This is a genomic window from Micromonospora sp. NPDC006431 (assembly GCF_042870725.1).
Taxonomy (GTDB): domain Bacteria; phylum Actinomycetota; class Actinomycetes; order Mycobacteriales; family Micromonosporaceae; genus Micromonospora.
Genome location: NZ_JBIAHQ010000019.1, coordinates 1 through 26,581, shown reverse-complemented (window position 1 = coordinate 26,581; position 26,581 = coordinate 1). Strand labels below are relative to the sequence as shown.

The 26,581-nt window shown below is 70.5% G+C and carries 21 protein-coding genes and 1 pseudogene; 15 read left to right on the top strand and 7 right to left on the bottom strand.

What is annotated here, in order from left to right; all coding sequences use genetic code 11:
- Positions 1-24: 24 nt before the first annotated feature.
- Both ACFYM6_RS26770 and ACFYM6_RS26765 read left to right on the top strand, forming a co-directional pair.
- Positions 25-2,205: a molybdopterin oxidoreductase family protein gene (locus ACFYM6_RS26770; protein ID WP_387279836.1), complete on the top strand. Its 2,181-nt coding sequence runs from the start codon at positions 25-27 to the stop codon at positions 2,203-2,205.
- Between the two features lie 131 nt (positions 2,206-2,336).
- Positions 2,337-3,779, top strand: coding sequence for a multicopper oxidase family protein (locus ACFYM6_RS26765; protein WP_387279834.1), 1,443 nt, complete (start codon positions 2,337-2,339; stop codon positions 3,777-3,779).
- A 64-nt stretch (positions 3,780-3,843) separates the two neighbouring features.
- Here ACFYM6_RS26765 and ACFYM6_RS26760 read toward each other — a convergent pair whose 3' ends face one another.
- Positions 3,844-4,146: a hypothetical protein gene (locus ACFYM6_RS26760; protein ID WP_387279833.1), complete on the bottom strand. Its 303-nt coding sequence runs from the start codon at positions 4,144-4,146 to the stop codon at positions 3,844-3,846.
- Between ACFYM6_RS26760 and ACFYM6_RS26755 the strand changes: the two genes are divergently transcribed.
- The 3 genes from ACFYM6_RS26755 (at position 4,135) to ACFYM6_RS26745 (ending at position 8,719) form a co-directional block, all read left to right on the top strand.
- Positions 4,135-5,694: a 4-hydroxyphenylacetate 3-hydroxylase family protein gene (locus ACFYM6_RS26755; protein WP_387279831.1), complete on the top strand. Its 1,560-nt coding sequence runs from the start codon at positions 4,135-4,137 to the stop codon at positions 5,692-5,694. The genes ACFYM6_RS26760 and ACFYM6_RS26755 overlap by 12 nt on opposite strands.
- A 152-nt stretch (positions 5,695-5,846) precedes the next feature.
- On the top strand, positions 5,847-7,394 hold the full coding sequence (locus tag ACFYM6_RS26750) for an AMP-binding protein (protein ID WP_387279829.1): 1,548 nt from the start codon (positions 5,847-5,849) through the stop codon (positions 7,392-7,394).
- Between the two features lie 143 nt (positions 7,395-7,537).
- The gene (locus ACFYM6_RS26745; protein WP_387279828.1) at positions 7,538-8,719 is read left to right on the top strand and encodes an acyl-CoA dehydrogenase family protein; all 1,182 of its coding nucleotides are present in this window, start codon (positions 7,538-7,540) and stop codon (positions 8,717-8,719) included.
- Positions 8,720-9,381: 662 nt separating this feature from the next.
- Here the strand turns inward: ACFYM6_RS26745 and ACFYM6_RS26740 are convergent.
- Positions 9,382-10,338 (bottom strand): putative sugar O-methyltransferase, encoded by a 957-nt coding sequence (locus ACFYM6_RS26740; protein ID WP_387280031.1) that lies wholly within the window; start codon positions 10,336-10,338, stop codon positions 9,382-9,384.
- Between ACFYM6_RS26740 and ACFYM6_RS26735 the strand changes: the two genes are divergently transcribed.
- Positions 10,226-10,513, top strand: a complete 288-nt coding sequence (locus tag ACFYM6_RS26735) for a hypothetical protein (RefSeq protein WP_387280040.1) — start codon at positions 10,226-10,228, stop codon at positions 10,511-10,513. The two genes, ACFYM6_RS26740 and ACFYM6_RS26735, sit on opposite strands and share 113 nt — an antisense overlap.
- Positions 10,514-10,634: 121 nt before the next feature.
- Here ACFYM6_RS26735 and ACFYM6_RS26730 read toward each other — a convergent pair whose 3' ends face one another.
- Positions 10,635-11,333, bottom strand: a complete 699-nt coding sequence (locus tag ACFYM6_RS26730; RefSeq protein ID WP_387279826.1) for a helix-turn-helix domain-containing protein — start codon at positions 11,331-11,333, stop codon at positions 10,635-10,637.
- A 117-nt stretch (positions 11,334-11,450) separates the two neighbouring features.
- Here ACFYM6_RS26730 and ACFYM6_RS26725 point away from each other — a divergent pair, with 117 nt between their 5' ends.
- Positions 11,451-12,398 carry a MerR family transcriptional regulator gene (locus tag ACFYM6_RS26725; protein ID WP_387279824.1) on the top strand — a complete coding sequence of 316 codons (948 nt, stop codon included), beginning with the start codon at positions 11,451-11,453 and terminating at the stop codon, positions 12,396-12,398.
- A gap of 65 nt (positions 12,399-12,463) precedes the next feature.
- Here the strand turns inward: ACFYM6_RS26725 and ACFYM6_RS26720 are convergent, their stop codons facing one another.
- From ACFYM6_RS26720 to ACFYM6_RS26710, 3 genes and pseudogenes are all read right to left on the bottom strand, one after another.
- Positions 12,464-13,840, bottom strand: a complete 1,377-nt coding sequence (locus ACFYM6_RS26720) for an FAD-dependent oxidoreductase (protein ID WP_387279822.1) — start codon at positions 13,838-13,840, stop codon at positions 12,464-12,466.
- Positions 13,841-13,867: 27 nt separating this feature from the next.
- A complete protein-coding gene (locus ACFYM6_RS26715; protein WP_387279820.1) occupies positions 13,868-14,131 on the bottom strand; it encodes an SDR family NAD(P)-dependent oxidoreductase in 264 nt (87 codons plus the stop codon).
- A gap of 34 nt (positions 14,132-14,165) precedes the next feature.
- Positions 14,166-14,246 (bottom strand): annotated as a pseudogene (locus ACFYM6_RS26710) (short-chain dehydrogenase); the annotation flags it as partial.
- 881 nt (positions 14,247-15,127) lie between these two features.
- Here ACFYM6_RS26710 and ACFYM6_RS26705 point away from each other — a divergent pair.
- Together ACFYM6_RS26705 and rfbB are read left to right on the top strand one after the other, a co-directional pair.
- The gene (locus tag ACFYM6_RS26705) at positions 15,128-15,931 is read left to right on the top strand and encodes a helix-turn-helix domain-containing protein (RefSeq protein ID WP_387279818.1); all 804 of its coding nucleotides are present in this window, start codon (positions 15,128-15,130) and stop codon (positions 15,929-15,931) included.
- Between the two features lie 308 nt (positions 15,932-16,239).
- Positions 16,240-17,229: a dTDP-glucose 4,6-dehydratase gene (gene rfbB / locus ACFYM6_RS26700; protein ID WP_387279816.1), complete on the top strand. Its 990-nt coding sequence runs from the start codon at positions 16,240-16,242 to the stop codon at positions 17,227-17,229.
- Positions 17,230-17,276: 47 nt separating this feature from the next.
- Here the strand turns inward: rfbB and ACFYM6_RS26695 are convergent, their stop codons facing one another.
- Entirely contained in the window at positions 17,277-17,846 is a 570-nt protein-coding gene (locus tag ACFYM6_RS26695) for a dihydrofolate reductase family protein (protein ID WP_387279814.1), read from the bottom strand.
- 81 nt (positions 17,847-17,927) lie between these two features.
- Here ACFYM6_RS26695 and ACFYM6_RS26690 point away from each other — a divergent pair, with 81 nt between their 5' ends.
- The 6 genes from ACFYM6_RS26690 to ACFYM6_RS26665 all read left to right on the top strand — a co-directional run bounded on the left by ACFYM6_RS26690 (position 17,928) and on the right by ACFYM6_RS26665 (position 26,490).
- Positions 17,928-18,824, top strand: coding sequence for a sigma-70 family RNA polymerase sigma factor (locus ACFYM6_RS26690; RefSeq protein ID WP_387279812.1), 897 nt, complete (start codon positions 17,928-17,930; stop codon positions 18,822-18,824).
- Between the two features lie 364 nt (positions 18,825-19,188).
- Positions 19,189-20,712 (top strand): hypothetical protein, encoded by a 1,524-nt coding sequence (locus ACFYM6_RS26685; RefSeq protein ID WP_387279810.1) that lies wholly within the window; start codon positions 19,189-19,191, stop codon positions 20,710-20,712.
- A 133-nt stretch (positions 20,713-20,845) separates the two neighbouring features.
- A complete protein-coding gene (locus tag ACFYM6_RS26680; protein ID WP_387279808.1) occupies positions 20,846-22,741 on the top strand; it encodes a glycosyltransferase family 2 protein in 1,896 nt (631 codons plus the stop codon).
- Positions 22,738-23,895, top strand: coding sequence for a glycoside hydrolase family 26 protein (locus tag ACFYM6_RS26675; protein ID WP_387279805.1), 1,158 nt, complete (start codon positions 22,738-22,740; stop codon positions 23,893-23,895). The genes ACFYM6_RS26680 and ACFYM6_RS26675 overlap by 4 nt, the downstream gene beginning before the upstream one ends.
- A 113-nt stretch (positions 23,896-24,008) precedes the next feature.
- A complete protein-coding gene (locus ACFYM6_RS26670) occupies positions 24,009-25,214 on the top strand; it encodes a glycoside hydrolase family 26 protein (protein WP_387279803.1) in 1,206 nt (401 codons plus the stop codon).
- 121 nt (positions 25,215-25,335) lie between these two features.
- Positions 25,336-26,490, top strand: coding sequence for a glycoside hydrolase family 26 protein (locus ACFYM6_RS26665; protein WP_387279802.1), 1,155 nt, complete (start codon positions 25,336-25,338; stop codon positions 26,488-26,490).
- Positions 26,491-26,581: the final 91 nt, after the last annotated feature.

The following is a 26,581-nucleotide window of genomic DNA, read 5'->3' as shown; positions in this document are numbered from 1 at the left end:
AGTTCAGCCGATCGGGAAGCCGTGATGGGCGAGCGCACCGCGTACCGCACCTGCCCGCTGTGCGAGACCTCGTGCGCGCTGCGCCTGACCCTCGACGACGACGACCGGGTCACCTCGGTCACCGGCGACGCCGACGACCCGTTCTCGCGGGGCTATCTGTGCCCCAAGGGCGCCAGTCTGGGCCGCCTGGACGAGGATCCGGACCGGCTCACCGGCCCGATGATCCGCGAGGGATCGTCCTGGCGTCCGGTCGACTGGGACGAGGCCTTCGCCGCCGTGGCCCGGGGGATCGACGGGGTCGTCGCCGAGCACGGGCGCGAGGCGCTCGCGCTCTACTTCGGCAACCCGACCTTCCACACGATGGCCGGAATCCTCTACCGGGGACCGCTGGGCGCCGCGCTGGGCACCCGCAACATCTTCTCCGCGAGCACGGTCGACCAGATGCCCAAGCACGTCTCGGGCGGTCTGATGCTGGGCGACCCGTGGGCGGTGGCGGTGCCCGACCTCGACCGGACCGAGCACCTGCTGATCATCGGCGCCAACCCGGCCGTGTCCAACGGGTCGCTGTGCGTGGCACCCGACTTCGCCGGCCGGCTCACGAAGCTGCGCCGTCGCGGCGGCCGGGTCGTCGTCATCGACCCGCGCCGCACCCGTACGGCGGAACTCGCCGACGAGCACGTCTTCGTCCGGCCCGGCACCGACCCGGCGCTGTTGTTCGCGATGGTGCACACCCTGCTGCAGGAGCAGCTCACCGCGATCGACGTGCCGGTCGCCGGCCTGGACCGGCTGCGGGAGCTGGCGGCCTCGTTCACCCCCGAGGCGGTGGCCCCGTTCTGCGGGGTCGACGCGGCGGTGATCCGCCGGCTCGCCCGGCAGTTGGCCGCCGCCCCGGCGGCGGCCGTCTACGCCCGGATCGGCACGTGCACCGCGGAGTTCGGCACGCTCGCGCAGTGGCTGGTCGACGTGCTGAACGTGCTGACCGGCAACTTCGACCGGGCGGGTGGGGTGATGTTCGCCCGGCCCGCCACGGCCGAGGTGCACAAGAGCCCCGAGCCGTACGTCTCCGGGCGCTGGCACAGCCGGGTGCGCGGGCTGCCCGAGACGCTGGGCGAGTTCCCGGCCGCCACCATGGTGGACGAGATCGAGCAACCGGGCGCCGGCCAGATCAAGGGCCTGGTCGTCGTCGCGGGCAACCCGGTGCTGTCCACTCCGGACGGCGCCCGCCTCGACCGGGCGCTGGCCGGGCTCGACTTCATGGTCGCCGTGGATCCCTACTGCAACGAGACCACCCGGCACGCCGACGTGATCCTGCCGCCACCGCGGATCCTACAGATGCCCCACTACGACTTCCTCATCTCGACCATCCAGGTGCGCAACTACGCCCGCTACTCCCCGGCGGTGCTGCCGCTGGCGCCCGGGCAGCGTTCCGAGGCCGAGATCCTGGAACGGCTCACGATGATCGCCCTGGGCCTGGGGGCCGACGCCGACCCGGCCGGTCTGCCCGAGCAGATGCTCAGCGCGATCCTCGGCGCGGCGGTCACCATCCCCGGTACGCCGCTGACCGGCGCCGACCCGGCCGCCCTGCGGGCCGCCCTGAAGGGCGACGACGGTCCGGACCTGTTGCTCGACGCGATGTTGAAGCTGGGCCCGTACGGGCTCGACCGGGACGCCCTGCTGGACCGGCCGCACGGCATCGACCTGGGTCCGCTCGAGCCGCGGCTGGCCGACATCCTGCGTACCCCGTCCGGGCTGGTCGAACTGGCCCCGGAGCCGCTGGTGGAGGACACCGCCCGGCTACGCGACGCGTTGCGCCGCCCGCGGGCGCCGATGGTGCTGATCGGGCGTCGCCACCTGCGCTCCAACAACAGTTGGATGCACAACGTGCCGCGGCTGGTCGGTGGCAGCAACCGGTGCACCCTGCAGATCCACCCCGACGACGTGGCCCGACTGGGTCTCGGTGACCGGGCCCGCGTCAGCTCCGCCTCCGGTGAGCTGGAGGTCGAGCTGGAGCCGACCGACACGATTATGCCTGGCGTGGTGAGCCTGCCGCACGGCTGGGGCCACGGGGGCACGGCGCAGAAGGTGGCCGCCGCGCACGCCGGGGTCAACGTCAACGAGTTGACCGGTGGCGGAGCCCTGGACGTGCCGTCGGGCAACGCGGTCTTCAACGGCGTACCTGTCAGTGTCACGCCGGTCGCGGATTGAGGTGAGCAACCTGGAAGAAGATCGGCGCGGCACTCATCGATAACCTCGGCCCGTCCCCCGCCGGAGCCGTGCGCGTACCGGTGACATCAGCTGATGGGAGCCGTGCTGTGAATCGACGAGGCTTACTGGTCATGGGGGGAACGGTGGCCGGCGGGTTGTTCGTCGCCCAGCGCGCCGTGGCGAACGAAACGTCCGCCACCGCCCCCACCGCCGCCGGCCGGTTCGCGCACCAGCACGCCGGGCCGGTGCCGGCCCGCGCCGGCGTCGCGCCGTTGACCGTCGCGCCGTTCCAGGTGCGGATGCCGATCCCGCCGATCGCCGCGCCGGTGCGCCAGAGCACGATCGGCGACGAGTACGAGGTAGAGGTCCGGCGGGCCCAGGTCGAGGTGGTGCCCGGGCTGACCACCGACGTGCTCACCTATGGCGGCGGTCTCGTGGGTCCGACGATCCGCGGCCGCACCGGGCGCCCGGTCAAGGTGACCTTCCGCAACTCGCTCGACGTGCCCACCAACGTGCACCTCCACGGTGGACACGTGGCGGCGGCCGACGACGGGCACCCGATGGACCTGATCCAGCCGGGCGCCGCACGCGTCTACCACTACCCGAACGGCCAGCGTGGCACGACGCTGTGGTACCACGACCACGCCCACGGGCTGGAAGCCGAGCACGTCTACTACGGCCTGCACGGCTTCTATCTGATCGATGACCCGGCCGAGCAGCAACTGCGGCTGCCGACCGGCAACTACGACGTGCCGATCATGCTCAAGGACGTGAAGCTCGACGACACCGGGGCGCTGGTCTACGACAACCCCGCCGAGCGCACCACGGTGCTCGCCAACGGCAAGCCGACGCCGTTCTTCCCGGTCAGCGCGCGCAAGTACCGCTTCCGGCTGCTCAACGCGAGCAACGAGGGCGTCTACACGCTGAGCATCGACAAGGGCAAGCTCTGGCAGATCGGCACCGACGGCGGCCTGCTGCCCGCGCCGGTGGCGCGACCCGCGGTGACCTTCGGCTCCGCGGAGCGGGTGGACGTGGTGATCGACTTCACCGGCCTGCCGTCGGGCTCGTCGGTGATCCTGCGCGACGCGGACAAGGGCCCGGTGCTGCGTTTCGACGTGGGGTGGACGGCTCCCGACACCAGCCGGGTGCCGGCCCGGTTGCGTGCGCTGCCGATACTGCCGCAGGCGACCGTCGAGCGTGACGTGCGGATGAGGTTCGACTTCACCGGGGACCCGGTCGGCCTGATCAACGACAAGGCGTACGACCCGAACCGCGTCGACTTCACTATCAAGCGGGGCAGCACCGAGATCTGGACCATCTACAACGACGACACCGAGTTCGGCTTACTGCACACCTTCCACATGCATCTGGCCCAGTTCCGGGTGCTGAGCCGCACCGGCGCGCCGATGAGCCCGGACGACGCCGGCGACAAGGACACGGTGGTCGTCCCGGCCGGGACCTCGGTGCGGGTGCAGGCCACCTTCGACGGCTATCTGGGCCGCTACGCCTACCACTGCCACTTCCTGGAGCACTCCAGCATCGGCATGATGGCGCAGATGGAGATCGTCCCCTGAGGCGCCGGCGGCACGGCGACGGGCCCGGGAAGCGGATCGTAAGCCGGACCCGTCGCCGTCGGCGTCAGGTGAGCAGCACGTGTTGCTGGAAGCGCTGGGCGTGCGCCTCCAGGTCAGGGTCGACCCGGCCCGGCACCTCGCCGTCCGGCTCGGTCAGCGCCACCCTGATGAACGTGGGCGCGGCGCACTCGGCCAGCTGGGCCGCCAGCAGCCGCCGCGGATCCGCCAGGCGGACGGCCTCATCGGTACGGCGGTAGCCGGAGGCGGCCGCCCACGCGCACAGGTCGGCGTCGTACCGCCGCGGAGCGCATCGACAGAGATGCGGCGCCGTCGGCGGCGGTGTGAGGCTGACGCCATGACTGTTCACCCAGGTGCGGCTCGGCGACGAGATCAGGTGACCCGCCCGCTGACCGGCGACGAGTACGTCGAGAGCCTGCGCGACGACCGGGAGATCTTCCTCTACGGCGAGCGGGTCAAGGACGTCACCACGCACCCGGCCTTCCGCAATCCCGTCCGGATGACCGCCCGGCTCTACGACGCGCTGCACGACCCGGCGAACCGCGACGTGCTGACCGCGCCCACCGACACCGGCTCAGGCGGGTTCACGCATCCGTTCTACCGGACCCCGCACACCGTCGACGACATGGTCGCCGACCAGCGGGCGATCGCGGCCTGGGCCCGGATGAGCTACGGCTGGATGGGCCGCAGCCCCGACTACAAGGCGTCGTTCCTGGGTACGCTCGGGGCCAACGCCGGCTTCTACGCGCCGTACAGCGACAACGCCGAGCGCTGGTACCGCGAGTCACAGGAGAAGGTGCTCTTCTGGAACCACGCCATCGTGCACCCGCCGGTCGACCGTAACCGGGCGCCGGACCAGGTCGCCGACGTCTACATCCGGGTGGAACGCGAGACCGACGCCGGGCTGATCGTCAGCGGGGCCAAGGTGGTGGCCACCGGGTCGGCGCTGAGCCACTACAACTTCATCGCCCACTTCGGACTGCCGATCCGCAAGAAGGAATTCGCGCTGATCGCGACCGTGCCGATGGGCGCCAGCGGGGTGAAGCTGGTCTGCCGGCCGTCCTACGGCGCGACCGCCGCAGCGATGGGCAGCCCGTTCGACTATCCGCTGTCGTCGCGGCTGGACGAGAACGACACCATCCTGATCCTCGACAAGGTGCTGGTGCCGTGGGAGAACGTGTTCGTCTACGGCGATCTCGGCAAGGTGCAGATGTTCGCCGGGCAGTCCGGCTTCGCCGAGCGCTTCACCTTCCACGGCTGCACCCGGCTGGCGGTCAAGCTCGAATTCATCGCCGGGCTGCTGGTCAAGGCCCTCGAGCTGACCGGTACCAAGGACTTCCGCGGGGTGCAGAGCCGGGTGGGCGAGGTGCTCGCCTGGCGCAACCTCTTCTGGGGCCTGTCGGACGCCGCCGCCCGCAACCCGGTGGCCTGGAAGAACGGCGCGTTGCTGCCCAACCCGCAGTACGGCATGGCCTACCGGTGGTTCATGCAGGTCGGCTACCCGCGGGTGAAGGAGATCATCCAACAGGATGTGGCCAGCGGGCTGATCTACGTGAACTCCGGCGCCGAGGACTTCCACAACCCCGACATCCGGCCCTACCTCGACCGGTTCCTGCGCGGCTCGGACGGCTCGACCGCTGAGCAGCGGGTCAAGGTGATGAAGCTGCTGTGGGACGCCACCGGTACCGAGTTCGGCGGGCGGCACGAGCTCTACGAACGCAACTACGCCGGCAACCACGAGAACACCCGGGTCGAGCTGCTGCACGCCCAGACCGCGTCCGGGCAGATCGACGCCTACAAGGCCTTCGCAGAGCGGTGTCTCGGCGAGTACGACCTGGACGGCTGGACGGTCCCGGACCTGTGGTCCCCGGACCGCGCGGCGGCCTGGCCACGCTGATCCGGGGCTGACCGCGGCCGTGATCTGACCGGCTTCTGACCGACAACGCTCAACGGCTTTCTTCGCCAGGCCGGCACGCGCGAAGAGGACTCGTCCGGCGCACGTGACCAGACTTTTCCCGGAGCCCGCCCCGAACTGGAGGTGTCCCCGCCATGACCGCCGCCAGCCCGGCACCGCCCGGCGCCGCCGTGCATCTGCTCGTCCGGCACCGCGCCCAGGCCGCTCCGGAGGCCACCGCCGTGTCCTGGAGCACCGGCCCGGTCACCGCCCGAGACCTCGACCGGCGGGCCGCCCGGATCGCCGCGGCCCTGCCCGGCCTCGCCGGCTGGCCGGTCGCCGTACGGGTGCCCGCCGGCCCCGACCGCTACGCGGCGCTGCTCGGCGTGCTGCGCGCCGGCGCTCATCTGGTCTGGTCCGGCACCGGCGCGGGCGGCGACCGCGGCCGCATGATCCTCGACAGCGTACGCCCGGCGGCGGTGCTGACCGGAGGCACCGACGACGATCTCGCCGCCTGGTACGCCGAACGCGCCGGCGTCCCGCTGCTGGACGTGACCGCCCTGCCAGACGCCGAGCCGGCCGAGCACAACGTCCCCCCGGAGGCCTGGGCCTACATCGCGCACACGTCCGGCTCCACCGGGCAGCCCAAGGGGGTGCCGCAGACGCATGCCGCGCTGGCCCAGTTCAGCACCTGGTTCGCCGGTGAGTTCGGGCTCGGCCCGGGCGTGCGGGTGGCGCAGTGGGTGGCCCCGGAGCACGACCCGGCGCTGTGCGAGACGTTCGCGACGCTGGTGGCCGGGGCGCAGCTGTGCCCGGTGCCGGAGGCGGTCCGCGTGCACCCCGGTCGGCTGCTCGACTGGCTGGCCGCGGAGCGGATCGACGTCCTGCAGACCGTGCCCAGCTTCGCCCGTGAGCTGCTGCGGGAGAGCCTCGGCGGGGCACGGGCCCGGCTGGCGCTGCGGCGGTTGCTCCTGATGGGCGAGGCGGTCCCGGACGATCTGGTCCAAGGCCTGCACGTGGCGGCCCCGGGGATGGAGCTGGTCAATCTCTACGGACCGACCGAGACGGTGGCGGCGACCTGGCACCGGATTCCGCGGACCAGCCAGGGACCGGTCCCCATCGGATGGCCGATTCCGGGCCGAGAGGTGCTGGTTCTCGACGAGCTCGACCGGGACTGCCCCCCCGGCACGGTCGGCGAGTTGGTCGTCCGCAGCCCCTACGTGACCCCGGGCTACCTCGGCCGTTCCGGCGACGGCGATCGTGGCCATCCGGCTTTCCGGGGCGTGCCGGGCCGTGGTCCGGGGCCCTGGTACCGCACCGGGGACCTCGGCCTGCGCCGTCCGGACGGGCTGCTGGAGTTTCGTGGCCGCCGTGACCAGCAGGTGAAGATCCAGGGGCACCGGATCGAGTTGGCCGAGGTGGAGGCCGTACTGCTCGGGCACGCCTCGGTCGCCGAGTGCGCCGTGCTGCCGGTGTCCGGTGCCGACGGCATCGTCACCGGGCTGGTCGCGTACGTCGTGCCCCGTGCGGAGCCCGCTCCGGCGCAGTGGCGCGCGCACGTGCGGCAGCGGTTCGGCGAGGTGCTGCTGCCGATGACCTTCCGGGTCGTCCCGGATGCGCTGCCCCGCAACGAGACCGGCAAGGTGGACAGCCGCCGGCTGGCTGAGCTGGGCCAACCGGTGGCGCACCGGGGCCGCGGCTGAGAGGGCATGCCGGAAGATGCGTCGCCGCCGGGCCGGCTGCCAGAGTCGAGGGCAGGCCGGTGTGATCGGCCAGCATCCCCTGCACCAGAGCGGTGGCCCGGCCGGGTTGCGGGTTCTCTGCTGCTTTGTTTCGAGGAGGATCGATGGAGACAGTCACCACACCGTCGCGCACCGAGCTGGTGGGCCGCGCGGCCGAGCTCGGCAAGCTGCTGCGGGCCAACGCGCTGGCGGCGGAGCAGCAGCGGCGGCTCACCGACGAGACGCTCGCCGCGCTCTCCGGCTCGGGCCTGCTGCGCATGCGGGTGCCCCAGCGCTACGGGGGCTACGAGTCGGACATGCGTACCGTCGCCGAGGTGGTGGCCGAGCTAGCGCGCGGCGACGGTTCCACCGGCTGGACCGCCGCGGTCTGGCTGATCAGCAGCTGGATGACCGGCCTGTTCCCGGACGCCGTGCGCGAGGAGGTGTTCGCCGATCCGGACGTGCGGATCGCCGGGATCCTCAGCCCGAGCGCCGTGGCCGTGCCGGTCGACGGTGGCTACCAGGTCAACGGCAAGTGGTCGTTCAACACCGGCGCCCAGCACAGCGACTGGAACGTGAACGCCGCGGTCCGGCCCACCCCGGACGGGCAGTACGAGCCGATCATGGTGCTGATCCCGATGAGTGACCTGCAGGTGATCGACGACTGGCACACCGTCGGGATGCGCGGCTCCGGCAGTGTCACGACGGTGGCCGAGAACGTCTTCGTGCCCGCCGAACGAGTGGTGTCGATGGGCCCGGTCATCGTCGGTGCGCACCCGCTGCAGCAGGACCCGTCCGCGCTGATGTGGCGGGCACCGTTCATGCCGATCGCCTGCACCACCGTCGGAGCGGTCGCGTACGGTCTGGCGGTCGCCGCCAGGGATGCGTTCCTGGAGCGGCTGCCGGGCCGCAAGATCACCTACACCGACTACGCGGAGCAGAGCGCGGCGCCGTTGACCCACCTGCAGGTGGCCGGCGCGACCGTACGGGTGGACGAGGCCGGATTCCACATCTTCCGTGCGGCCGACATGATCGACGCGAAGGCGGCCGCCGGCGATGCGTGGACGCTCGAGGAGCGTGCCCGGGCCCGGCTGGACCTCGGCGCCGTCTGCCTGCGGGCCAAGGAGACCGCCGACGTGCTGGCCGACGCCAGCGGCGGCTCCTCGCTGCACACCGACGTGCCGATCCAGCGCATCGAACGCGACATCAAGGCGCTCAACCTGCACGCGATCATGCACCCCGACACCAACTTCGAGCTCTACGGACGGCTGGCCTGTGGCCTGCCGCCGAACACCCAGTACATCTGACCTCGCCTGGAGGAGAACTGAGCACCCAGCAGCAGCCGGCTCCCAGCACGGCGGGGATCACCCGGCGCCGTCTCGCTTGACCTGGGCAACCTGCGGCAGGAGGAGAACCAGTGCCTCGCCGTGCCCCGGGAGACCGTGCTGGCCCTGCCCGAGGGACCCAGGAGTTGGAAGATGCCCTCCGAGCTGGGAGGACGAGACCCGTCCACGGTCTTGTCCGGCCCATCACGGAGGGCACTTCCCCATGGTGGTCGGCGCGGCGACGGTCGGTGCCCGGGCGGTCGGTCGGCGTAGGTCCGGCAGCCCGGCGCCGGGTGTGTCGGTCGAGCCGCCGATGGGGCCGGGTAGCGGTCGGCGTGCCGCGACGCCCAGCCGCAGGCAGCCCGATCCGGATACGTCCAGCACAGTGGCGTCCCGGGCCGGGTGACGTCCCACCGGGTGACGTCCGGCCGGGTGGCGTCTGCCGGCTGGGCCACGGCCGAGACGGCGCCGTCCGAGGTGAACGGCGCCGTCCCGGAACCGGTGACGTGCGGGTCTCGACCTGGCCGCCGTGGCCGTCATCCGCCACGGGGCCGTGCCGGCGGGGCTACGCCGGGTGGTGTCGGCGCGCCCGGCTGCGTACCGGTGCCTGCCCCGGCCCGACGTCGCTACGGGCGACCGCGGGATCAGGGCCAGATCTGGCTGCCCAGCCCGAAGTGCTTGTCGACCGGGCGCTGGATCTGGTCCTTGCCGTAGACGGCCTGCCAGTAGTGGCCCCATGGCCGGGCCCACGCGTTGGCCATGCAGGTCCACCGCGGTCCGGGGCGGTACGCCTCGACGAAGGCCCCGACGTGCGCCTCGACGGCGCGGTTGTCATGGATGTCGATCACGTCGCGTAGCTTGCCGGTGCTCAGTGCCAGCTTGACGACCTCATACCCGTCAGAATTGTCGTTGAGGCTGCTGTCGAGATACTTTCCGACCGCGTCCCGGATGTAGAAGTAGCGGCTTCGCGCATCGATCATCGCCAGATAGTCGTCGACGGTTTCCACGGTCATCTCGGAGAACGAACTGATGTTGATCGTGAGGTCGAAGTCGGTGGCGGTGTACTGCTCGTCCACATCACCGATCGAGGTGAACCGGACTTTGGCGAACTGCTCGTCGTCGAGCACGGAGCGCAGGTATCGGGTGGACAGGGTCAGGGAGTTCGGCAGGTCGATGATGTGGTACTCGCGTACGTCGTGGTTGGACAGGATGGTGTGGCAGGTACGCCCGTACCCGGCGCCGATCTCCAGGACCCGAGTGTCTTCGAGCTCGACATTGTCGGCGATGAAGTCCAGTTCGAGCACCGACTGCAGGTAGTCCATGCACACCGGCTCACCGTCGAAGGTGATGGTGATCGGCTCCCCCACGGTGCGGTTGCGGATGCTCCGCAGCCGCTTCCAGTTCTCGTCGCTCAGCCCGGCGGCGAGAATGTGCATCAATGATTTCAGATACCGAACTCCGTTCACTCTCGGATCCCAATAGCCGATCTTGAAGTTGATCGGCTTGGATTTGAACGATGCGATTTCCGTCGCTGCCTCCTCGGTGACGTGGAACTTGTCGTGGCGCGCCCGCAGCAGGCTTGGACCGTACTTTTCGCGCATCTGCTTTCCTATCGATTCAGAGGGCGAGGACCTCGCCCGGCTGAACACATATTGCGCGCAGTTTGTGGCCGAAATCATCTCTGTGCATGCGCCCGAACGGCGGGCCGACGCCGGGGCAATCGAGCGGTCGGCCGGCGGGCTGCGGCGGCGTGAACGGGTGCTCCAGCCGGGGTGACCGCGGGCTGCGCCGGGCGGGTACCCGTCCCGGATGCGGCGGGCCCGCCGGCCGGCGGTGTGGGGCGACGTCGGGCCGGGCCGCGCGGAGTTGGGGGCCTGGCCGGGGCGCGGGGCTCGGATCAGTGCGCCAGGGCCGCCTCGCGGCGGCGGAGCGACTCCTTGCGGCTGTCGAGCAGCGCGAGCAGGACCGGCGGGTCGAGCTTGGACACCGGCAGCAGCTGCGCGTCGAGATGGAAATCGCGGTTGCCGGACACCGTGATCGGGCCGGCGGTGGCCACCGTCACGTCGTCGGGCGTCAGGTCAAGCGGGGAGCCGGACACGGACTGGCACAGGACGTACCAGGTGCCGTCGGGGATGCCGCTGAAGTGGAAGGTGCCGGGCTCGTCGAGGACGGCGCAGTTCATCGGGGCGCCTTCGGGGATCCGGTTAGGGAAGACACCCATGTAGATCAGTCCGCGGTGTATCCCGCTGAGCGTGCCGGTGATGGTGTTGGCCCGCGCCGGGCGGGGGCGGGTGCAGACCGCCGGGGCGAAGCCGCCGAGCCGGCGGTAGGTCGTCGGGGAGAGCCCGACACTCTTGGTGAATCGGGTGCTGAAGGTGCCCACGCTGTTGTAGCCGACGCGGATGCTGATGTCGGCGACCGTGAGATCCGTGGTGGTCAGCAGCTGTTTCGCCTCCTGGAGCCGGATGGCCGAGAGGAATCGCCCGGGCGATATTCCGGTGACCCGCTGGAACACCCGGGTGAAGTGAAATTTGCTGAATCGCGCAATACGCGCCATTTCTCCGACGGTCAATTCCTCGGACGGATTCATGAGCATTCGGTCGATGACTCTTTCCACGGCTCTCTGCACGCCCGAGTGCAACGATTCTCCCCCCGGAGTTGGTCGAGCGCCGGGGCGGCCGGGTCGGCGTTGGACGGTCCCGGCGCCATAGGCATGATGAAGGGTAACCACGCGGTGGCCGATGGTCAACGCGCCGTGCGTCGGTCGGGGCGCGGCGTGCGGTCAGCCGAAATTGCCTACAGGAAATGTAGGGACAGACCGCTGTCTCGATGGCCAACACTAGCCGTGGAGCGACTATCCGACCGGGTAAGCCGGGCACGGTGGCGGCACCTGGCCGGATCCGTGGCCGGCAGCCGAGGTTCTCCCCGGCGGCCGGCCCCGATCGCCATGTTTACCAGGGCGTCCCGCGAGGTAAGATATAGATGGCCATCATGTCCTGGGGGAGCGATGCGCATATCGGATCTGAGCCGGCGCAGCGGTGCGCCGGTCCCGACCATCAAGTTTTATCTCCGAGAACGGTTGCTCATGCCGGGCACTCCCACCGCACGAAATCAGGCCGTCTACGGTGAAAAGCATCTTCGCCGCGTACGACTGATTCGCGCGCTTGCCGGGATCGGCGGGCTGGAGCTTTCGTCGGTGCGCGAGCTGCTCGCCGCGGTGGACGACACGCGCGTTCCGCTGACCGAGGTCGTCGGCGCCGTCAACCGGGCGCTCTGCCCGGGGGCGGGCCGGGGGACGGCCCCGCCCCCCGGCGAGCACGCCGACGAGGCGGCGCGCTATGTGGACGGGCTCTACTGGGACCACCAGCGAGGGCGTTCCGGCTCCCAGGTGCTCGCCGAGGTGATCGTCGCGCTCCGCGAACTCGGCTGCGACGCCGAACTGACCGCCTTCGACGGCCTGGCGGCCCTCGCGGAGCAACTGGCCGTCGCCGAGCTGGACCTGCTGGCCCACAAGGACGCCGTCATCGACCGGGGCGCGGCGGTGGCGCAGACCGTTCTCCTCAATGTCGCGTTCACGGTCCTGCACCGCATGGCCCACCAGCACCACGCTCTGCTGCGGCACGCCGCAGACACCGATCACGCGGCGGGGCGGGACGACTGAGACGCCGGGCCCGTCGCGCGGTCCGCTGGAGACCGGCGACGGGCCCGCGTCGGTGGGCCGGCTGATCAGCCCGGGCGGGTGAGCGCGGGTTGCCGCGCCTGGCTGCCGGTGGAGCGCTTGAGCGCGCCGACGAGCACCCGCAGCAGTGTCGCCGGCCGCATCAGTGCCTGCGGGGGGTCGACCATCCCGGCCGCGCGCATGTACGCGGTGGTCACCTTCGGGTCCCGGGTCGCCGCCGCCTGCACCAGCGAGAGGAAGCGCTGGAGGAAGCGGACCTTCATCGAGCGGTCGCCCGGCACGCCGGGGAAGCCGAGGTCGACGGTGGTCGTCATCTCCCAGGCCGCGTCGATGACGCTGCTGGCGAGGTCCTGGAAGTACGCCGCCGGATCCGGCGCGCTGTCCCGCCGGAGGTGCCTGCGCAACGTCAGGGCCGACAGCGCGGCGACGGTCATGCCCTGGGCGTACACCGGGTTGAAGCTGGTGACCGCGTCGCCGGTGATCACGAGACCCGCCGGGAAGCGGGACATCCGCTCGTACCGGCGGCGCAGGGTGACCGGGTAGTGGAAGGGGACGGGCTCGTCGATCGGCCGGGCGCTGCGCAGTGCCTCGTGGATGTCCGGCACGCACAACGACTTGACGAACGCGTAGAAGCCCTCCTGATCGGTCGGCGGGTGGTCGCCGAGCAGCCCGTAGACGGTCAGCTCCACCTTGCCGTGGTCCGTCTGCGTGAAGATCGCGCCGCGCGGGGAATCCGGGTAGGCCACCGGGATGATGGCGAGGTCGCCCGCCCAGGGATCGTCGTCCAGCTCGTAGTGCTGGGTGACGTAGCCGAGGTCGATCTTGATGCGGTCCTCGGGCACCCGGGGATAGCCGAACTTGGTCAGCATCGCGGGGGTCCGGGAACCCCGCCCGGTGGCGTCGACCACCAGATCGGCCTCGATGACCTCCTCGCCGCCGTCGCCTTCCAGGTGGCGTACCCGGGCGCCGGTGATCCGGCTGCGATCGGCGCTCGCCACGAGGTCGACGATGTCGCACCGCTCGACGAACCGGACGGCCGGCAACTGCTCGACCCGCTCCCGGACGTGCCGTTCCATCAGCGGAGCGGTCGCCGGCACCGCGGTGTAGCCGATGTCCTCACGCCGTAGCGGCTTGCCGTTGAAGAACCAGCGGACCGAGCCCGCGTAGTCGCCGGTGGGGCAGCCGTCCGCGACGAGCTCCTGGATGAATCCGGGGAAGAGCTCCTCGGCCACCTGCAACCCGCGTACGTGCATGGCGTTGATGTGCCGGCCCTGGGGCCGGCCGCGCCGCGGCCCGGTCGTGCCCACCAGCCGGTCCCGATCCACGATCACGACCTCGTCGTACTGCTCGGACAACACCCGAGCGGCGAACAATCCGCCGTAGCTGCCGCCGAGGACCAGCGCCCGGCGTGCTTTCTCACCCATCGTAGGTCGACCTTCCTCGCGCAATGCTCAACTGGGCATGGGGGCGAGCGGGACGGAACCGAGCAGCCCGCCGTCCACCACGAGCTCCTGCCCGGTCACGTACGACGACCGGCGGGACAGCAGGAACAGCACCGCCTCGGACACCTCGGCGGGATCGCCGATCCGGCCCAGTGCCACCTGGCTCCGGAACGTCTCGGCCACCTGCTCCGAGCCGCCGGTGAGACCGGCGAACATGTCGGTGCCGATGTGCCCCGGGGTGATCGAGTTGACCCGGATGCCCCCGCGCCGCATCGCGACCCGCGATGACGACGTGTGCGCCGGCCTCGGCCAGGCGCTGCGCGGTAGCCAGTCCGATGCCGATGCCGCCGCCGGTGACAGGTACCTTCCTGCCCTCGAATTCGGTCATGAGGATGAGCGTGGCAGTCACCCGGGTGAGTGGACATCTCCCGGCTTGCCGTTCTGAGACCGCCGCACGACACCCGGACGGCCAGCGATGAATGTCGATGCCGCCGACCTGTCGCCGCTGTCCACAGCTGCCGGCGACCGTCCACTGCAAACGGCGAGGCGTGCGGCCCCACCGGGACCGGTACCGATTCGCGGCGCTGCGCAATGCGGAAGATGTGGTCGGGCGGCGCCGCCCGGACGATGGTGTCGACCGGTGAGCGTCGTGCGAAGGGACTGTGCCGTGCCGTCATTGTTGCCGCCCGTCCGCCGGGCGCCCCGGTGCCCCCGGGCGCGGCCCCCGAGGCCGTGGCCACCATCTGTCGCCAGCGGCGACTGGCTGGCCCGCCATCTGGGTGAGCACTGACCGGTTGGCCGCCAGGCCGGCGCCGTGGACCGCCGGGGCCGCTCGGGCCGACCCCGCCGAGTTCCGGGCCGCCGGTATCGACGACCGACGTTGACGGACGTCCCTGAGCCGCCCCGGCCGCCGCCGGCGTTCGGCGCTCGGTCATCTCCGGTGCGCAGGCCCGTGTCCTTCGGGTTGTTTCTCGTTTTCGCCGGTGGAGTGCAGCCGTTTCAATGGAGTGCGGGAAGCTCTCGCCCGGTGCGCACGATATCGAATATCGCCGGTATCCATTTTTACTTCGCGATTGCGGTTGGCGGCGCCGATCCCAGCCGAGGGTTGCCCGGGACGAGGGAGGCCAGTTAGCCTGGCGAAGGAAATCGCGGAATTGATGATGCTGGCCTGTATCTGATTCGGTCGAGCCTTTCAATTCATGGGACCGCCCTTCGAATAATGGGTGTCCGCGGTATTCCTTTCGAGAGGTCTTGCTAGGGGGAGACGTGATGGAGCACACTTCCGAAACGGCGGTTCTACGAGCCATCAATGCGATGCAGGAACGCCTGGGTGAGCAACTCACGGTGGATGACATGGCCCGTGCGGCGATGTTCAGCAAATTCCATTTCACCCGCATGTTCCAGCGGGTCACGGGTGTGTCGCCCGGTCGGTTCCTCTCCGCCCTGCGCCTGCAGCGGGCCAAGGAGCTGCTGGTCTCGACACGGATGAAGGTGGCCGACATCAGCGTCAGCGTCGGATACAACAGCGTCGGCACGTTCAGTTCCCGATTCAGCCGCAGCGTCGGGATGTCGCCCACCATCTACCGGCGCCGCGCCGGATACGCCACGGAGATCCGGGCCGGCGCCGACGGCTCCGGCTTCGGTAACGCGGCCCTCTCCTGCGACGTGCGGTTGGCCTGCCCGGACGAGAACGCGCTGATCTTCGTCGGCCTGTTCGCCGACCGACTTCCCGAAGGTAGTCCGGTCCGCTGCGGCGTGTTGCGGCACGCCAACCGGATCTTGTTCGACAACCCCCCGCCGGGCAGTTGGTACCTGCTCGCCCAGTCGGTCTCGGTCGATCGAGGTCCGGCCCGCCTGGCCCACGACCGCGCCGACCGACCAGTGGCGGTCGCGACCGCCGGGCCGATCACCATCCGGCCCGACACGCTCGTCTCCACCGAGCTGGTCCTGCGGCCTGCCCGGGCCCTCGACCCGCCGGTCCTGCTCGCGTTGCTCGACGCCCGCACGCACGCCCTCAGCCGGCTGGTCGATGCGCGGACCATGCCCGAGGCGGAGCTGGCGGACGCCGCCTGAGCGGCCACCCCGCGCGGGCGCGTCGGCGCAATTGTCGCCCGACTCGCGCGGCGCCCGCGGATCTCCGCACTGGCGAACAGCCCCGCCCAGCTCGCCACCGAAATCGCGGGCGCGGAATTACCGTCACTTGTCCCGCTGTTCCAGCAATTCCAGAGAAAGAGTGCACGGGAGCGCGGCGTACGCTCCGAATCATCGCATCGGCTCCTCTTCTCGGAGGTTTTCGTGGAGCTTTGCAGCCCGGTCGCCATCGACCTACTCGGCACGGAGGGTCACGCCGCCCACGGTGCTCGGCTGAAGGGACCGGCGTGATGAGGCTTCTGGTGACCGGTGGTGCCGGCTTCATCGGCTCGAATTTCGTGCGCCGGATCCTCGGCGGCGCCTATCCGGCGCTGGACGGCGTCCGCGTCACGGTGCTCGACAAACTCACCTATTCCGGCGTGATGGCCAATCTCGACCCCGTCGGCGACGACCCGCGGCTGCGCTTCATCCTCGGCGACATCTGCGACGAGGATCTGGTCGACGAGTTGATGAGCGGGCACGATGCCGTGGTGCACTTCGCCGCCGAAACGCACGTGGACCGGTCCATCAATCAGGCCGCGGCGTTCGTGCGCACCAACGTGCAGGGCACCCAGGTGCTGCTGGACGCGGCCGTACGGCACCGGCCGCGCAGGTTCGTGCACGTGTCGACCGACGAGGTCTACGGGTCGATAGCCCACGGCTCCTGGGACGAGAACTGCCCGCTGGAGCCCAATTCGCCGTACGCCGCCACCAAGGCCGCTGCGGAGCTCCTGGTCCGCTCCTACCACCGCACGCACAACGTGCCGACGCTGGTCACCCGGTGCTCCAACAACTACGGGCCCTACCAGTTCCCCGAGAAGATCATCCCGCTGTTCATCACCCGGCTGATGGAGGGCGGCAGCGTGCCGCTCTACGGCGACGGCCAGCACGTCCGGGACTGGCTGCACGTCGACGACCACTGCCGCGCGGTCGCGGCGGTCCTCAGCGGAGGGCGGCCGGGCGAGGTCTACAACATCGGCGGCGGCATGGAACTGACGAACCGGCAACTGGCCGAACGGCTGCTGACCGCATGCGGTGCCGGCCCGGAACGGATCTGCTACGTCGATGACCGCAAGGGCCACGACCGCAGGTACTCCGTGGACACCAGGAAGATCCGGACCCAGCTCGGCTTCACGCCCCGCATCCCGTTCGACCAGGGCCTGGCTGCCACCGTGCAGTGGTACCGGTCGCGCCGGGACTGGTGGGAGCCGCTACGGGACCGTGCCGAGGTGCTGCGTTAGCAGTTGCCATTCCGTGCGAGTCGCCACGGAGCCGCGGCCGTCGCGGGTCAGGTCCCGACTCGCCCCACCCGGTACGTCACGTGGGTGGCCTCCGGGGTGTCGACAGTCTCCAGGTGGTCCAGTTCCGGACCGGCGCCGTCGAACAGCGCGGTGCCGGACCCCAGCAGGAGCGGTACGACGTGCAGCCGCAGGTGATCGACAAGTCCGGTCCGCAGCGCCTGCTGGATGACCGACGCGCCGCCCATGATGTGGACCCGTTGGTCGCCGGCGGTGGCCCTGGCCGCTTCGATCGCGGCGGCCACTCCGCCGGTCACGAACGTGAACGTGGTGTCGCCCTTGCGTACGACGCCGTGTGGCCGGTGGGTCACCACGAAGACCGGCATGCGGAAGAAGCCGCCTTCGGCCGCCCAGCCATCGGTGTCGTCGTATACCCGCCGGCTCGTCACGACGGCGCCGGACGCGGCGAACGTCGCCCTGCTCAGCCGCCGCCCCTCCTCGTGGTCGAGCCACGCGTGCAAGCGTTCGCCACCCTTGCCGAACCCGGGCCACCGCTCCAGATCGGGCCCGGTGACGAACCCGTCCAGCGACATCGAGATGTCCGCTTCAACAACTGCCATGCCCGGGTAGACGCAGCGGGGCCGTGAAGTGTCCGATGAGCCGGCCAACTTTTTCTCGTCGGTACGGGTATGAACGGTGCTGTGGACGCCACGAGTTTCGCGGAGCTGACCCGCCGGTACCACCGCGAACTGCAGGTCCACTGCTACCGGATGCTCGGCTCATTCGATGCGGCGGAGGACCACGTGCAGGAGGTCTTCCTGCGGGCGTGGCGGTCCAGGGACGCGTTCGAGGAGCGTTCCAGCGTTCGAACCTGGCTGTACCGCATCGCCACCAACGCCTGCTTGGACACGCTACGGCGCACCCGCCCGCAGCTGCAGCCGTACCCGGATGAACTGCTCGACGAGCACCCGGGTCCCGACGCGGTGGCCATCGGCCGCGAGACGTTCGGTCTGGCGTTCCTCGCCGCGATCCAGCTGTTGCCGCCCCGCCAGCGGGCCGTGCTCGTGCTGCGGGACGTGCTGTCCTGGTCGGCGAGTGAGGTGGCCGCCCTGCTCGACACGACCGTGCCGGCGGTCAACAGTGCCCTGCAGCGCGCTCGGGCGACGCTCCGCGACCGGTGGCCGGGTGGTCGACTGGAGTGGTCGCCCACCGGTGCACCGGATCCGGCGCAGCGTGAGCTGCTGCGGCGGTACATCGCCGCGCACGAACGGGCCGACCCCGAGGCCCTGGTGGACCTGCTCCGCGAGGACGTCCGGTTGACCATCGAGCCGGACGTCGGCGAGTGGTCCGGCAAGCTTGCCGTCGCCGACGCGCTGCGCCGGGACATGAACACCCCCGGCCAGTGGCGGATGCTGGCCATGGCCGCCGACCGTCAGCCGGCCGTGGCCGCCTACGTCCGCGGTGCCGGCGACGCCACGTTCCGCCCGTTCGCGCTGATCGTGCTACGCGTGGAGGCGGGCCTCCTCCGCGCGATGGACGTGGTCAAGGCACCCGGCCTGTTCGCCACGTTCGGCCTCCCGGCGAGCCTGGACCGATAGTGCCCCGAGGCTGAGTTCGGCGCGCCGTACGCGGCGATGTCGATCTTGGTTCAGCCGTACGGTCGTACCGGGAGATCTTGGCAGCTCCGCCGTCCGACGGTGGGCTGCGCCGTCCTGATGCTGCGATCATTGCATCTTTTGCCGTATCTGTCCTGAGCTGCCACTTTCGCCGCTTTTGCGGGCGTTCGGCGTCCTCTGCTGAGGTTTGCTCAATAAGCTCCGAAGCGAGTTGCGGCACCGGCCCAGGCCCCTCCGGCGCGGGTCGTGCTGCGCCATCCGCGCACCACGCGGACACCCTGCCTGACGTCCCTCGGGGCGGCCTGGGCCACGACCGCCGGAATCCCACGGAGATGCGTGAGACACGATGAAGGACTCGGACACCATGGTCCTGCCCCGGCTCGGGTCGGCCGAGGCCAGCGTCGAGGACCCCTGGGGAGAAGGGCACGGCGTCCCCGCCCCCGGTCGCCCGGCGACCGACGCCCCGCGGTGGCGTACCGCCGCCTGGCTGGTCCCGGCGCTGCTGATGGGCGCGCTGAGCGTCGTCGGGGCCGGCGCACCCGGACTCCGCACGGAGGAACTCGCGACCTGGGCCAGGGCCAACTCGTCCTGGCGGGACAACTGGTCCCTCCTCCACTCGAGCGACGCCACCGAAGCGCCCTATCACCTGCTGATGCGCGCGTGGGCGGAGGTCTTCGGCAGCTCTGACCTCGCCCTGCGCGCGCCCTCCATGCTGGCCATGACCGCGGCGGCAGCGCTGGTCGGCGTACTGGCGGCCCGGATGTTCGCGCCGGCCACCGGGGTCCTGGCCGGGTTGCTCTTCGCGTTGCTGCCGACCTCGACGCGGTACGCGCAGGAGGCCCAGCCGTACGCGTTGACCCTGCTCGCCGCGGTGTTCGCCACGTCGCTCCTGGTGCCGGCGATCGACCGGCCGTGGTTCTGGCGCTTCGCCCGCTACGCCGGTGCCGTGGCGCTGCTGGGCCTAGGCAACGTCGTCGCGCTCCTGCTGCTGGTCGGGCACGGCTGGGCGGTGTTCGCCTTCCGGCGCGACAAGGCGCTCCGGTGGCTGGCCGCAGCGCTGGCGGGCGCGCTGCCCGCGGCCGCGTTGCTCTGGCTCGCCGCGCCGCACGGCGTATCGCTCGCGCGGAACGCGCACCCGAGCCTGTCGGCGCTGGCCGCGACCCCCCGGGAGCTGTTCGGCGTCGCCGCACTGGGCGCCGTGCTGCTCGCGCTGGCGTTGTTCAGCCTCCCGCTGCGGTACTCCGCCGCCGTGTGCACCGCCTGGGCGGTGGTGCCGCCGCTCGCGCTGTTGCTGGTCGCCCAGGTGACGCCTGTCTGGCTGCCGCAGTACCTGCTCTTCACCCTTCCGGCGTGGGCGATGCTCGGCGCGGCCGCGCTGTCCCGCGCCCGGCTCGGCTGGGCCGCGGGTGTGCTGGCGGCGATCGCGGTGATCGGTGCCCCGGCCCAGGCCGACCTGCGGGAACCGGACGGACACCAGCAGGCCAGCCGCCGGCTCGCGGAGGTCGTCGAACGCCGCCTGCAACCCAACGACGGCGCCGTCTACGGCTCGTCGGACGCGGGCGACGGACGGGTCGGCCGGGACCTGGTGGCGCACTACCTGCCCGCCGACCGCCGGCCGCGAGACGTCCTCGCCACCGGCCCGCAGCGCGCCGACGGCCGGGGGCCGGTCGCCGAGTGCGCCGACGTGGCCGGGTGCCTGCGGGACACCCGCAGACTGTGGGTGATCCGGCTCGGGGAGCGCGCCGACCCGGTGCAGGGCATCGGCGGGGCGAAGGAGCGGCTGCTCCGCACGAGGTATCAGGTGGCGCAGGTCTGGAGACTCACGGGGCTGACGCTGGCCCTGCTGGTGAACGAGCGGAGCGATCTCTGACCGGTGGCGCGCCGGCGGCGAGCGCCGGGCCCGTCGATCGTCATCGCGCAATCCGCAGTGTCCATCCGTATCAGCCGCTCACGATCGGCCCGCGCCGAGTTCGTGGCGAGCAAGTCGAACCCTTGGGGGAAACGTGGGCGTCGCCGTCGATACGCGCCGGTCTGAATCCGCGGGGGAGGGAACCCCCGGCAGGCGTCCGACGGTCACCTCGGCGCAGCCGCCATCCGGCCGGCGCCCCGACCGTCGGCAACTGAACATCAAGGCCCGCCTCGCGTACGCGAAGTGCGGTGCGATCGCCGGACCGCTGGTCGCGCCGCGGGACCCGCAGGCGCCGGTCGAGTTCCGCCATGTCGCCTCGCCCGCGGCCCGGCTGATGCTGACCCTGCTCGTCCTCGTCAACAGCGCGGCCGGGTTGTTGCTCGTCGGGTGGCTGCTGCTGCCCGCGCACGTGCCCGGCTCGGGCGTGCTCGGGCTCGGCGGCTGGCAGACGGCGGCGGCCCGGCTCGGCTTCTGCGTGGTCGTCGGGGTCGAGCTGATCCGCCTCGCGCAGAACGTGGTCGTCTGGGTGTTCGCGTACCACGCCAAGGACCCGGTGCCGGTCGATCCTCCGGTCGGCCTGCGGGTGGCGCTGCTCACCACGATCGTGCCCAGCAAGGAGCCGATCGACGTCGCCGAGCGGACCCTGCGGCGGCTGCGGCAGATCGTCTACTGCGGCCAGGTGGACGTCTGGATCCTCGACGAGGGGGACGATCCGGCGGTGCGGGAGATGGCGGCCCGGATCGGCGTGCACCACTTCAGCCGCAAGGGCCGCCCCGAGTACAACCAGCCGAGCGGTGAGTTCCGCGCCCGGACGAAGTCGGGCAACCACAACGCCTGGCGGGCCGAACACGAGGACCGGTACGACGTGGTCGCCAACGTCGATCCGGACCACGTGCCGCTGCCGAACTTCCTGGAACGGACCCTCGGCTACTTCCGCGACCCGGACGTCGCCTTCGTGGTCACGCCGCAGGTCTACGGCAACATGCACCAGAACTTCGTAGCCCACGGCGCCTCGGTCCAGCAGTACCTCTACAACGGTCTGATCGCCCGCGGCGGGAACGGCCTGGACGCGCCGCTGCTCACCGGCACCGGCCATCTCTACCGGCCGTCGGCGTGGCGGACCATCGGCGGCTACCAGGACTCGATCATCGAGGACCACCTGACCAGCATCCGGATCCACGCCGCCGTCAACCCCGAGACGGGCAACCAGTGGAAGGGCGTCTACACCCCGGACGTGGTCGCCCTCGGGGAGGGCCCGACGTCGTGGGCGGACTACTTCAACCAGCAGAAGCGCTGGGCGGCCGGCATCTGCGAGATCCTGGTACGCCCCGAGCTGCGCGCGCCGCGCGAGCTGCCCGCGCGACGGCGCTGGCAGTACCGCCTGCTCCAGTTCTACTACCCGAGCGTGGCGGTCAGCCTGTTGCTGGGGAACTTCGCCACGGCCCTGTACCTGCTCACCGGGGTGAGCTCGGCGCAGCTCGACCTCACCGTGTGGTCGGTGCTGTGGGGCTCGAGCATGGGCACCTGGTTCCTGCTGTGGCTCTGGCTGCGCCGCTTCAACATCGCGCCGCACGAACGGGAAGAGATCGGGCTGGTCGGCATGGCACTCGCGTTGTTCGCCGGGCCGGTCTACGTGGCCGCCGCGGTCGGTGCGCTGCTGCGGCGGAAGCTCGGGTTCGTGGTGACAGCCAAGGGGAAGTTGCGCACCATCGAGTCGCTCGGCACCTTCCGGCTGCACTTCTGCTGGGCCGCCTTCGCCGCCGGCCTGCTCGGGGCGAGTTTCGTGCTGGACCACGGCTTCACCATGCTGCGGGTGTGGCCGGTCCTGACCCTCCTGACCGGGCTCGTTCCGCCGCTGATCGCGCTCGTCTCGAACATCCGGGCCCGCCGTGAGCAGCACGACGACGCGGCCGAGCCCGCCGCCGGCGCCGACAGCGCGGAACGGCACCCGCCGAAGTCACGGGTGCCGGCTGAAGGGGTCGCGCGATGACGAGGCTCACCGTGCCGCGGGTCGTGATGCTGCTGATCGGCGCGCTGCTGGTGGTCTACGCCTTCGCCCTGCCGGCCGTCACCGCCTCCCGGGGCCCGGGGGATTCCCGGTCCGGCCGGGTGGCGAAGGCCGACGCGGAGGCGCTCGCCCAGCCCGGCGCCGCGCTCCGACCGGCTCAGCAACTCTTCCCGCCGGCGGGAAAGACGTTCATCGGGGTGATGACCGAGACGGGCCCGCACGACTTCACCGCGATGAACATGTTCACCGCGGCGGCGGAACACCAGCCGCAGGTCATGCTCTTCAGCTCCGGGTGGGCGGTCGACGCCTTCGACCGGACGCTGTTCGACCGGATCAAGGACCGGGGCATGCTGCCGATGCTGGGCTGGGAGCCGTGGGACTACCGGTTGGGTGAAACAGCCGTCAGGAAGGGGCTCCCGACCCCGGAGATCGACAAGGCACGGAACGAGCAACCCCAGTACCGGTTGTCCCACATCGCGCGTGGGGACTTCGACAGCTACCTGCGGTCCTGGGCCGACGGCATCAAGTCGCTCGGCTATCCGGTGGCCATCCGGTTCGGGCACGAGATGAACGGCTACTGGTACCCGTGGTGCGAGTCGGTCAACGGCAACCAACCGGGTGACTACGTCAAGGCGTGGCGGCACATCCATGACCTGTTCCGGGCCGCCGGAGCCACCAACGTCACCTGGGTGTGGAGCCCGAACAACAGGTGGGACGACTCGACGCCGAAACTTGCCACGTTCTATCCCGGGGATGACTACGTCGACTGGGTGGGCATCTCGGGCTACTACAGCACGGTGTTCACCTCGGACTACCGGTCCTTCGACACGATCTTCAGCCAATCCATCCAGGAGATCCGGGCCTTCACCAGCAAACCGCTGGTCATCACCGAGACCGGTGCCTCCGACGCCAACGGGCGCAAGGCCGAGTGGATCACCGAGGCATTCCGGATGCTGCCGCGCTACCGGGACATCATCGGCGTCATCTGGTTCGAGGTGGACAAGCAGAAGGAACTGGACTGGCGCATCGTCAGCTCACCGGCCGTGGCAAAGGCCTTCGCCAAGGCGGTCGCCGATCCTCGCTACCAGTTCACCTGGTCGCCGGACATGCTCCCGCGCACGAAGCTGGCCGATTAGATGCCCGAGCCCCAATACCTGCCCGCGGATGGCGACACGGCCGAGCTGGTCGCTCGCGCCGACAGCGAGGACCGCCCGCCGACGTCGCGGGTGGCGGCCGAAGGGATTCTGCAATGTTGAGGTTGAGCGTTCCGCGGGTCCTGGTCGTGCTGGTCGGCGCGCTGCTGCTGACCTACGCGTTCGCCATCGCGCCGATCACCATGTCCGGGGGCCGGGAGGTCGGCCCGTCCGGCCGGGTTGCGCGGGCCGAGCCGGGCGCGGTGAGGACGGGCGAGGCGCTGGCGACGGCCGCACCGGCCGCACCGGCCGCGCCACCCCGACCGGCTGCGGAACTCTTCCCGCCGGCCGGCAAGGCGTTCATCGGCCTGATGACCGAGAAGGGCCCGCACGACTTCACCGCGACGAACATGTTCGCGGCGGCCGCCAAGCACGAGCCGCAGGTGATGCTGTTCAGCTCGGGCTGGGCGGCCGACCGGTTCGACCGGACGCTGTTCGACCGGATCAAGGACCGGGGCATGCTGCCGATGCTGGGCTGGGAACCCTGGGACTACCTGGTGGACCAGGCGGCCCGCGAGAAGAATCTGCAGGCCCGGGAGATCGACAAGCTCCGCTCCAACCAGCCCGCCTACCAGTTGTCCCGCATCACGGGTGGGGACTTCGATCCCTACCTGCGCTCCTGGGCCGACGGGATCAGGTCGCTCGGCTATCCGGTGGCCATCCGGTTCGCGCACGAGATGAACGGTGACTGGTATCCGTGGTCCGAGGCGACCAACGGCAACCGGCCGGGCGAGTACGTCAAGGCGTGGCGCCACGTACATGATCTGTTCCGGGCGGCCGGGGCCACGAACGTCATCTGGGTGTGGAGCCCGAATGCCCGCTGGGACAAGTCCACCGGGAACATGTCCGAGTTCTACCCCGGCGACGACTACGTCGACTGGGTGGGCGCCACGGGCTACTACGGCACGGGGGTCTTCACGGACTACCGCTCCTTCGAGGCGATCTTCGGCCCCACCATCACCGAGATCCGCACGTTCAGCAGGAAGCCGATGGTCATCACCGAGACCGGTGCCTCGGACGCCACCGGGCGCAAGGCGGAGTGGATCAAAGACGCGTTCCAGGTGCTGCCCCGATACCAGGACATCATCGGCCTCATCTGGTTCGAGGTGAACAAGGAGCTGGACTGGCGGGTCGCCAGCTCCCCGGCAGTGGCGAAGGCGTTCGCCGAGGGGGTCGCCGACCCTCGCTACCAGTTCACCTGGTCGCCGGGCTCACTTCCGCGCACCGCGCCCGACAACCAGGCGTCCCGTGGCCCGGCGTGAGCAGCACGAGGAGACGAGCCGGCCGGTCCGGGCCGGCAGGAAGGAACGCCGCCCGCAGCTGTCGCGGGCGGCGGCGAAACGGGGGAGTGTCTTGGTAAGGCTTACTGTTCCACGGGTCGCGATGGTGTCGGTCGGCGTGCTGCTGCTGGCGTACGCCTTCGCCGTCGCGCCGGTCACCACGTCCCGGCTCCGGGAGGAACCCGCGTCCCACCGGCCTGCGCCGGCCGAGCAACAGGACTCGGTGGTGACGGCCGAAGCCAACGGGCTCGCGCCGCCCGACCCGATCCTGTCACCACCACCCGAGCGGCAACTCTTCCCGCCCGCGGGGAAGACGTTCATCGGGGCCTTCACCCAGAAGGGCCCGTACGACTTCACCGCGCTGGACACGTTCACGGCGGCCGCCAAGCACCAGCCGCAGGTGATGCTGTTCAGCGCCGGGTGGGCGGCCGACCAGTTCGACCGGACGCCCTTCGACCGGATCAAGGACCGGGGCATGCTGCCGATGCTGGGCTGGGAACCCTGGGACTACCGGCTGGACGAAGCGGCCCGCAAGAAGCGGTTGCCCGCCCGTGAGATCGACAAGCTCCGCTCCAACCAGCCTGCCTACCGGTTGTCCCGGATCGCGCGGGGGGACTTCGACAGCTACCTGCGGTCCTGGGCCGAAGGGATCAAGTCGCTCGGCTACCCGGTGGCGATCCGGTTCGCACACGAGATGAACGGCTTCTGGTACCCGTGGTGCGAGTCGGTCAACGGCAACCGAAAGGGTGACTACGTCAAGGCGTGGCGCCACGTACATGATCTGTTCCAAACGGCCGGGGCCACCAACGTCAGCTGGGTCTGGAGCCCGAACGCCCGATGGAGCAGGTCGACGCCGAAGCTCTCCGCCCTCTATCCGGGCGACGACTACGTCGACTGGGTGGGCGCCACCGGCTACTACGGCACGGGGGCGTTCTCCAGGTACCGGTCCTTCGACTCGATCTTCAACCCCACCATCAAGGAGATCCGCACGTTCAGCAGCAAACCGATGGTCATCACCGAGACCGGTGCCTCCGACGGCCACAAGCGCAAAGCCGAATGGATCAAGGAGGCGTTCCGGGCGCTGCCCGGACACAAGGACATCATCGGCCTCATCTGGTTCGAGGTGAACAAGGAGCTGGACTGGCGCATCGTGAGCTCCTCGGCCGCGGCGAAGGCGTTCGCCCAGTCGGTCGCCGGCCCGCGCTACCAGTTCACCTGGTCGCCCGACATGGCCTCGCGTACCGCGCTGGACGACTAGTCCCAACGCCGTTCAGTTAGGCGTGGGCGTGGCTGGTCAAGGGGCGTGTTGATCGGGGAGTGAGAAGCGGGGTTCCGGTATCAAGGTTTGT

Bases quoted from the DNA above. Each gene is read 5' to 3' on its own strand.
- ACFYM6_RS26705 (WP_387279818.1), top strand. From the start codon at position 15,128: ATGGAGCACACTTCCGAAACGGCGGTTCTACGAGCCATCAATGCGATG.
- ACFYM6_RS26725 (WP_387279824.1), top strand. From the start codon at position 11,451: ATGATGAAGGGTAACCACGCGGTGGCCGATGGTCAACGCGCCGTGCGT.
- ACFYM6_RS26685 (WP_387279810.1), top strand. From the start codon at position 19,189: ATGAAGGACTCGGACACCATGGTCCTGCCCCGGCTCGGGTCGGCCGAG.
- ACFYM6_RS26770 (WP_387279836.1), top strand. From the start codon at position 25: ATGGGCGAGCGCACCGCGTACCGCACCTGCCCGCTGTGCGAGACCTCG.
- ACFYM6_RS26695 (WP_387279814.1), bottom strand. From the start codon at position 17,846: ATGGCAGTTGTTGAAGCGGACATCTCGATGTCGCTGGACGGGTTCGTC.
- ACFYM6_RS26740 (WP_387280031.1), bottom strand. From the start codon at position 10,338: ATGCGCGAAAAGTACGGTCCAAGCCTGCTGCGGGCGCGCCACGACAAG.
- ACFYM6_RS26765 (WP_387279834.1), top strand. From the start codon at position 2,337: ATGGGGGGAACGGTGGCCGGCGGGTTGTTCGTCGCCCAGCGCGCCGTG.
- ACFYM6_RS26665 (WP_387279802.1), top strand. From the start codon at position 25,336: ATGGTGTCGGTCGGCGTGCTGCTGCTGGCGTACGCCTTCGCCGTCGCG.
- ACFYM6_RS26715 (WP_387279820.1), bottom strand. From the start codon at position 14,131: ATGCGGCGCGGGGGCATCCGGGTCAACTCGATCACCCCGGGGCACATC.
- ACFYM6_RS26750 (WP_387279829.1), top strand. From the start codon at position 5,847: ATGACCGCCGCCAGCCCGGCACCGCCCGGCGCCGCCGTGCATCTGCTC.
- ACFYM6_RS26730 (WP_387279826.1), bottom strand. From the start codon at position 11,333: ATGCTCATGAATCCGTCCGAGGAATTGACCGTCGGAGAAATGGCGCGT.
- ACFYM6_RS26670 (WP_387279803.1), top strand. From the start codon at position 24,009: ATGTTGAGGTTGAGCGTTCCGCGGGTCCTGGTCGTGCTGGTCGGCGCG.
- rfbB (WP_387279816.1), top strand. From the start codon at position 16,240: ATGAGGCTTCTGGTGACCGGTGGTGCCGGCTTCATCGGCTCGAATTTC.
- ACFYM6_RS26755 (WP_387279831.1), top strand. From the start codon at position 4,135: ATGACTGTTCACCCAGGTGCGGCTCGGCGACGAGATCAGGTGACCCGC.
- ACFYM6_RS26745 (WP_387279828.1), top strand. From the start codon at position 7,538: ATGGAGACAGTCACCACACCGTCGCGCACCGAGCTGGTGGGCCGCGCG.
- ACFYM6_RS26675 (WP_387279805.1), top strand. From the start codon at position 22,738: ATGACGAGGCTCACCGTGCCGCGGGTCGTGATGCTGCTGATCGGCGCG.
- ACFYM6_RS26720 (WP_387279822.1), bottom strand. From the start codon at position 13,840: ATGGGTGAGAAAGCACGCCGGGCGCTGGTCCTCGGCGGCAGCTACGGC.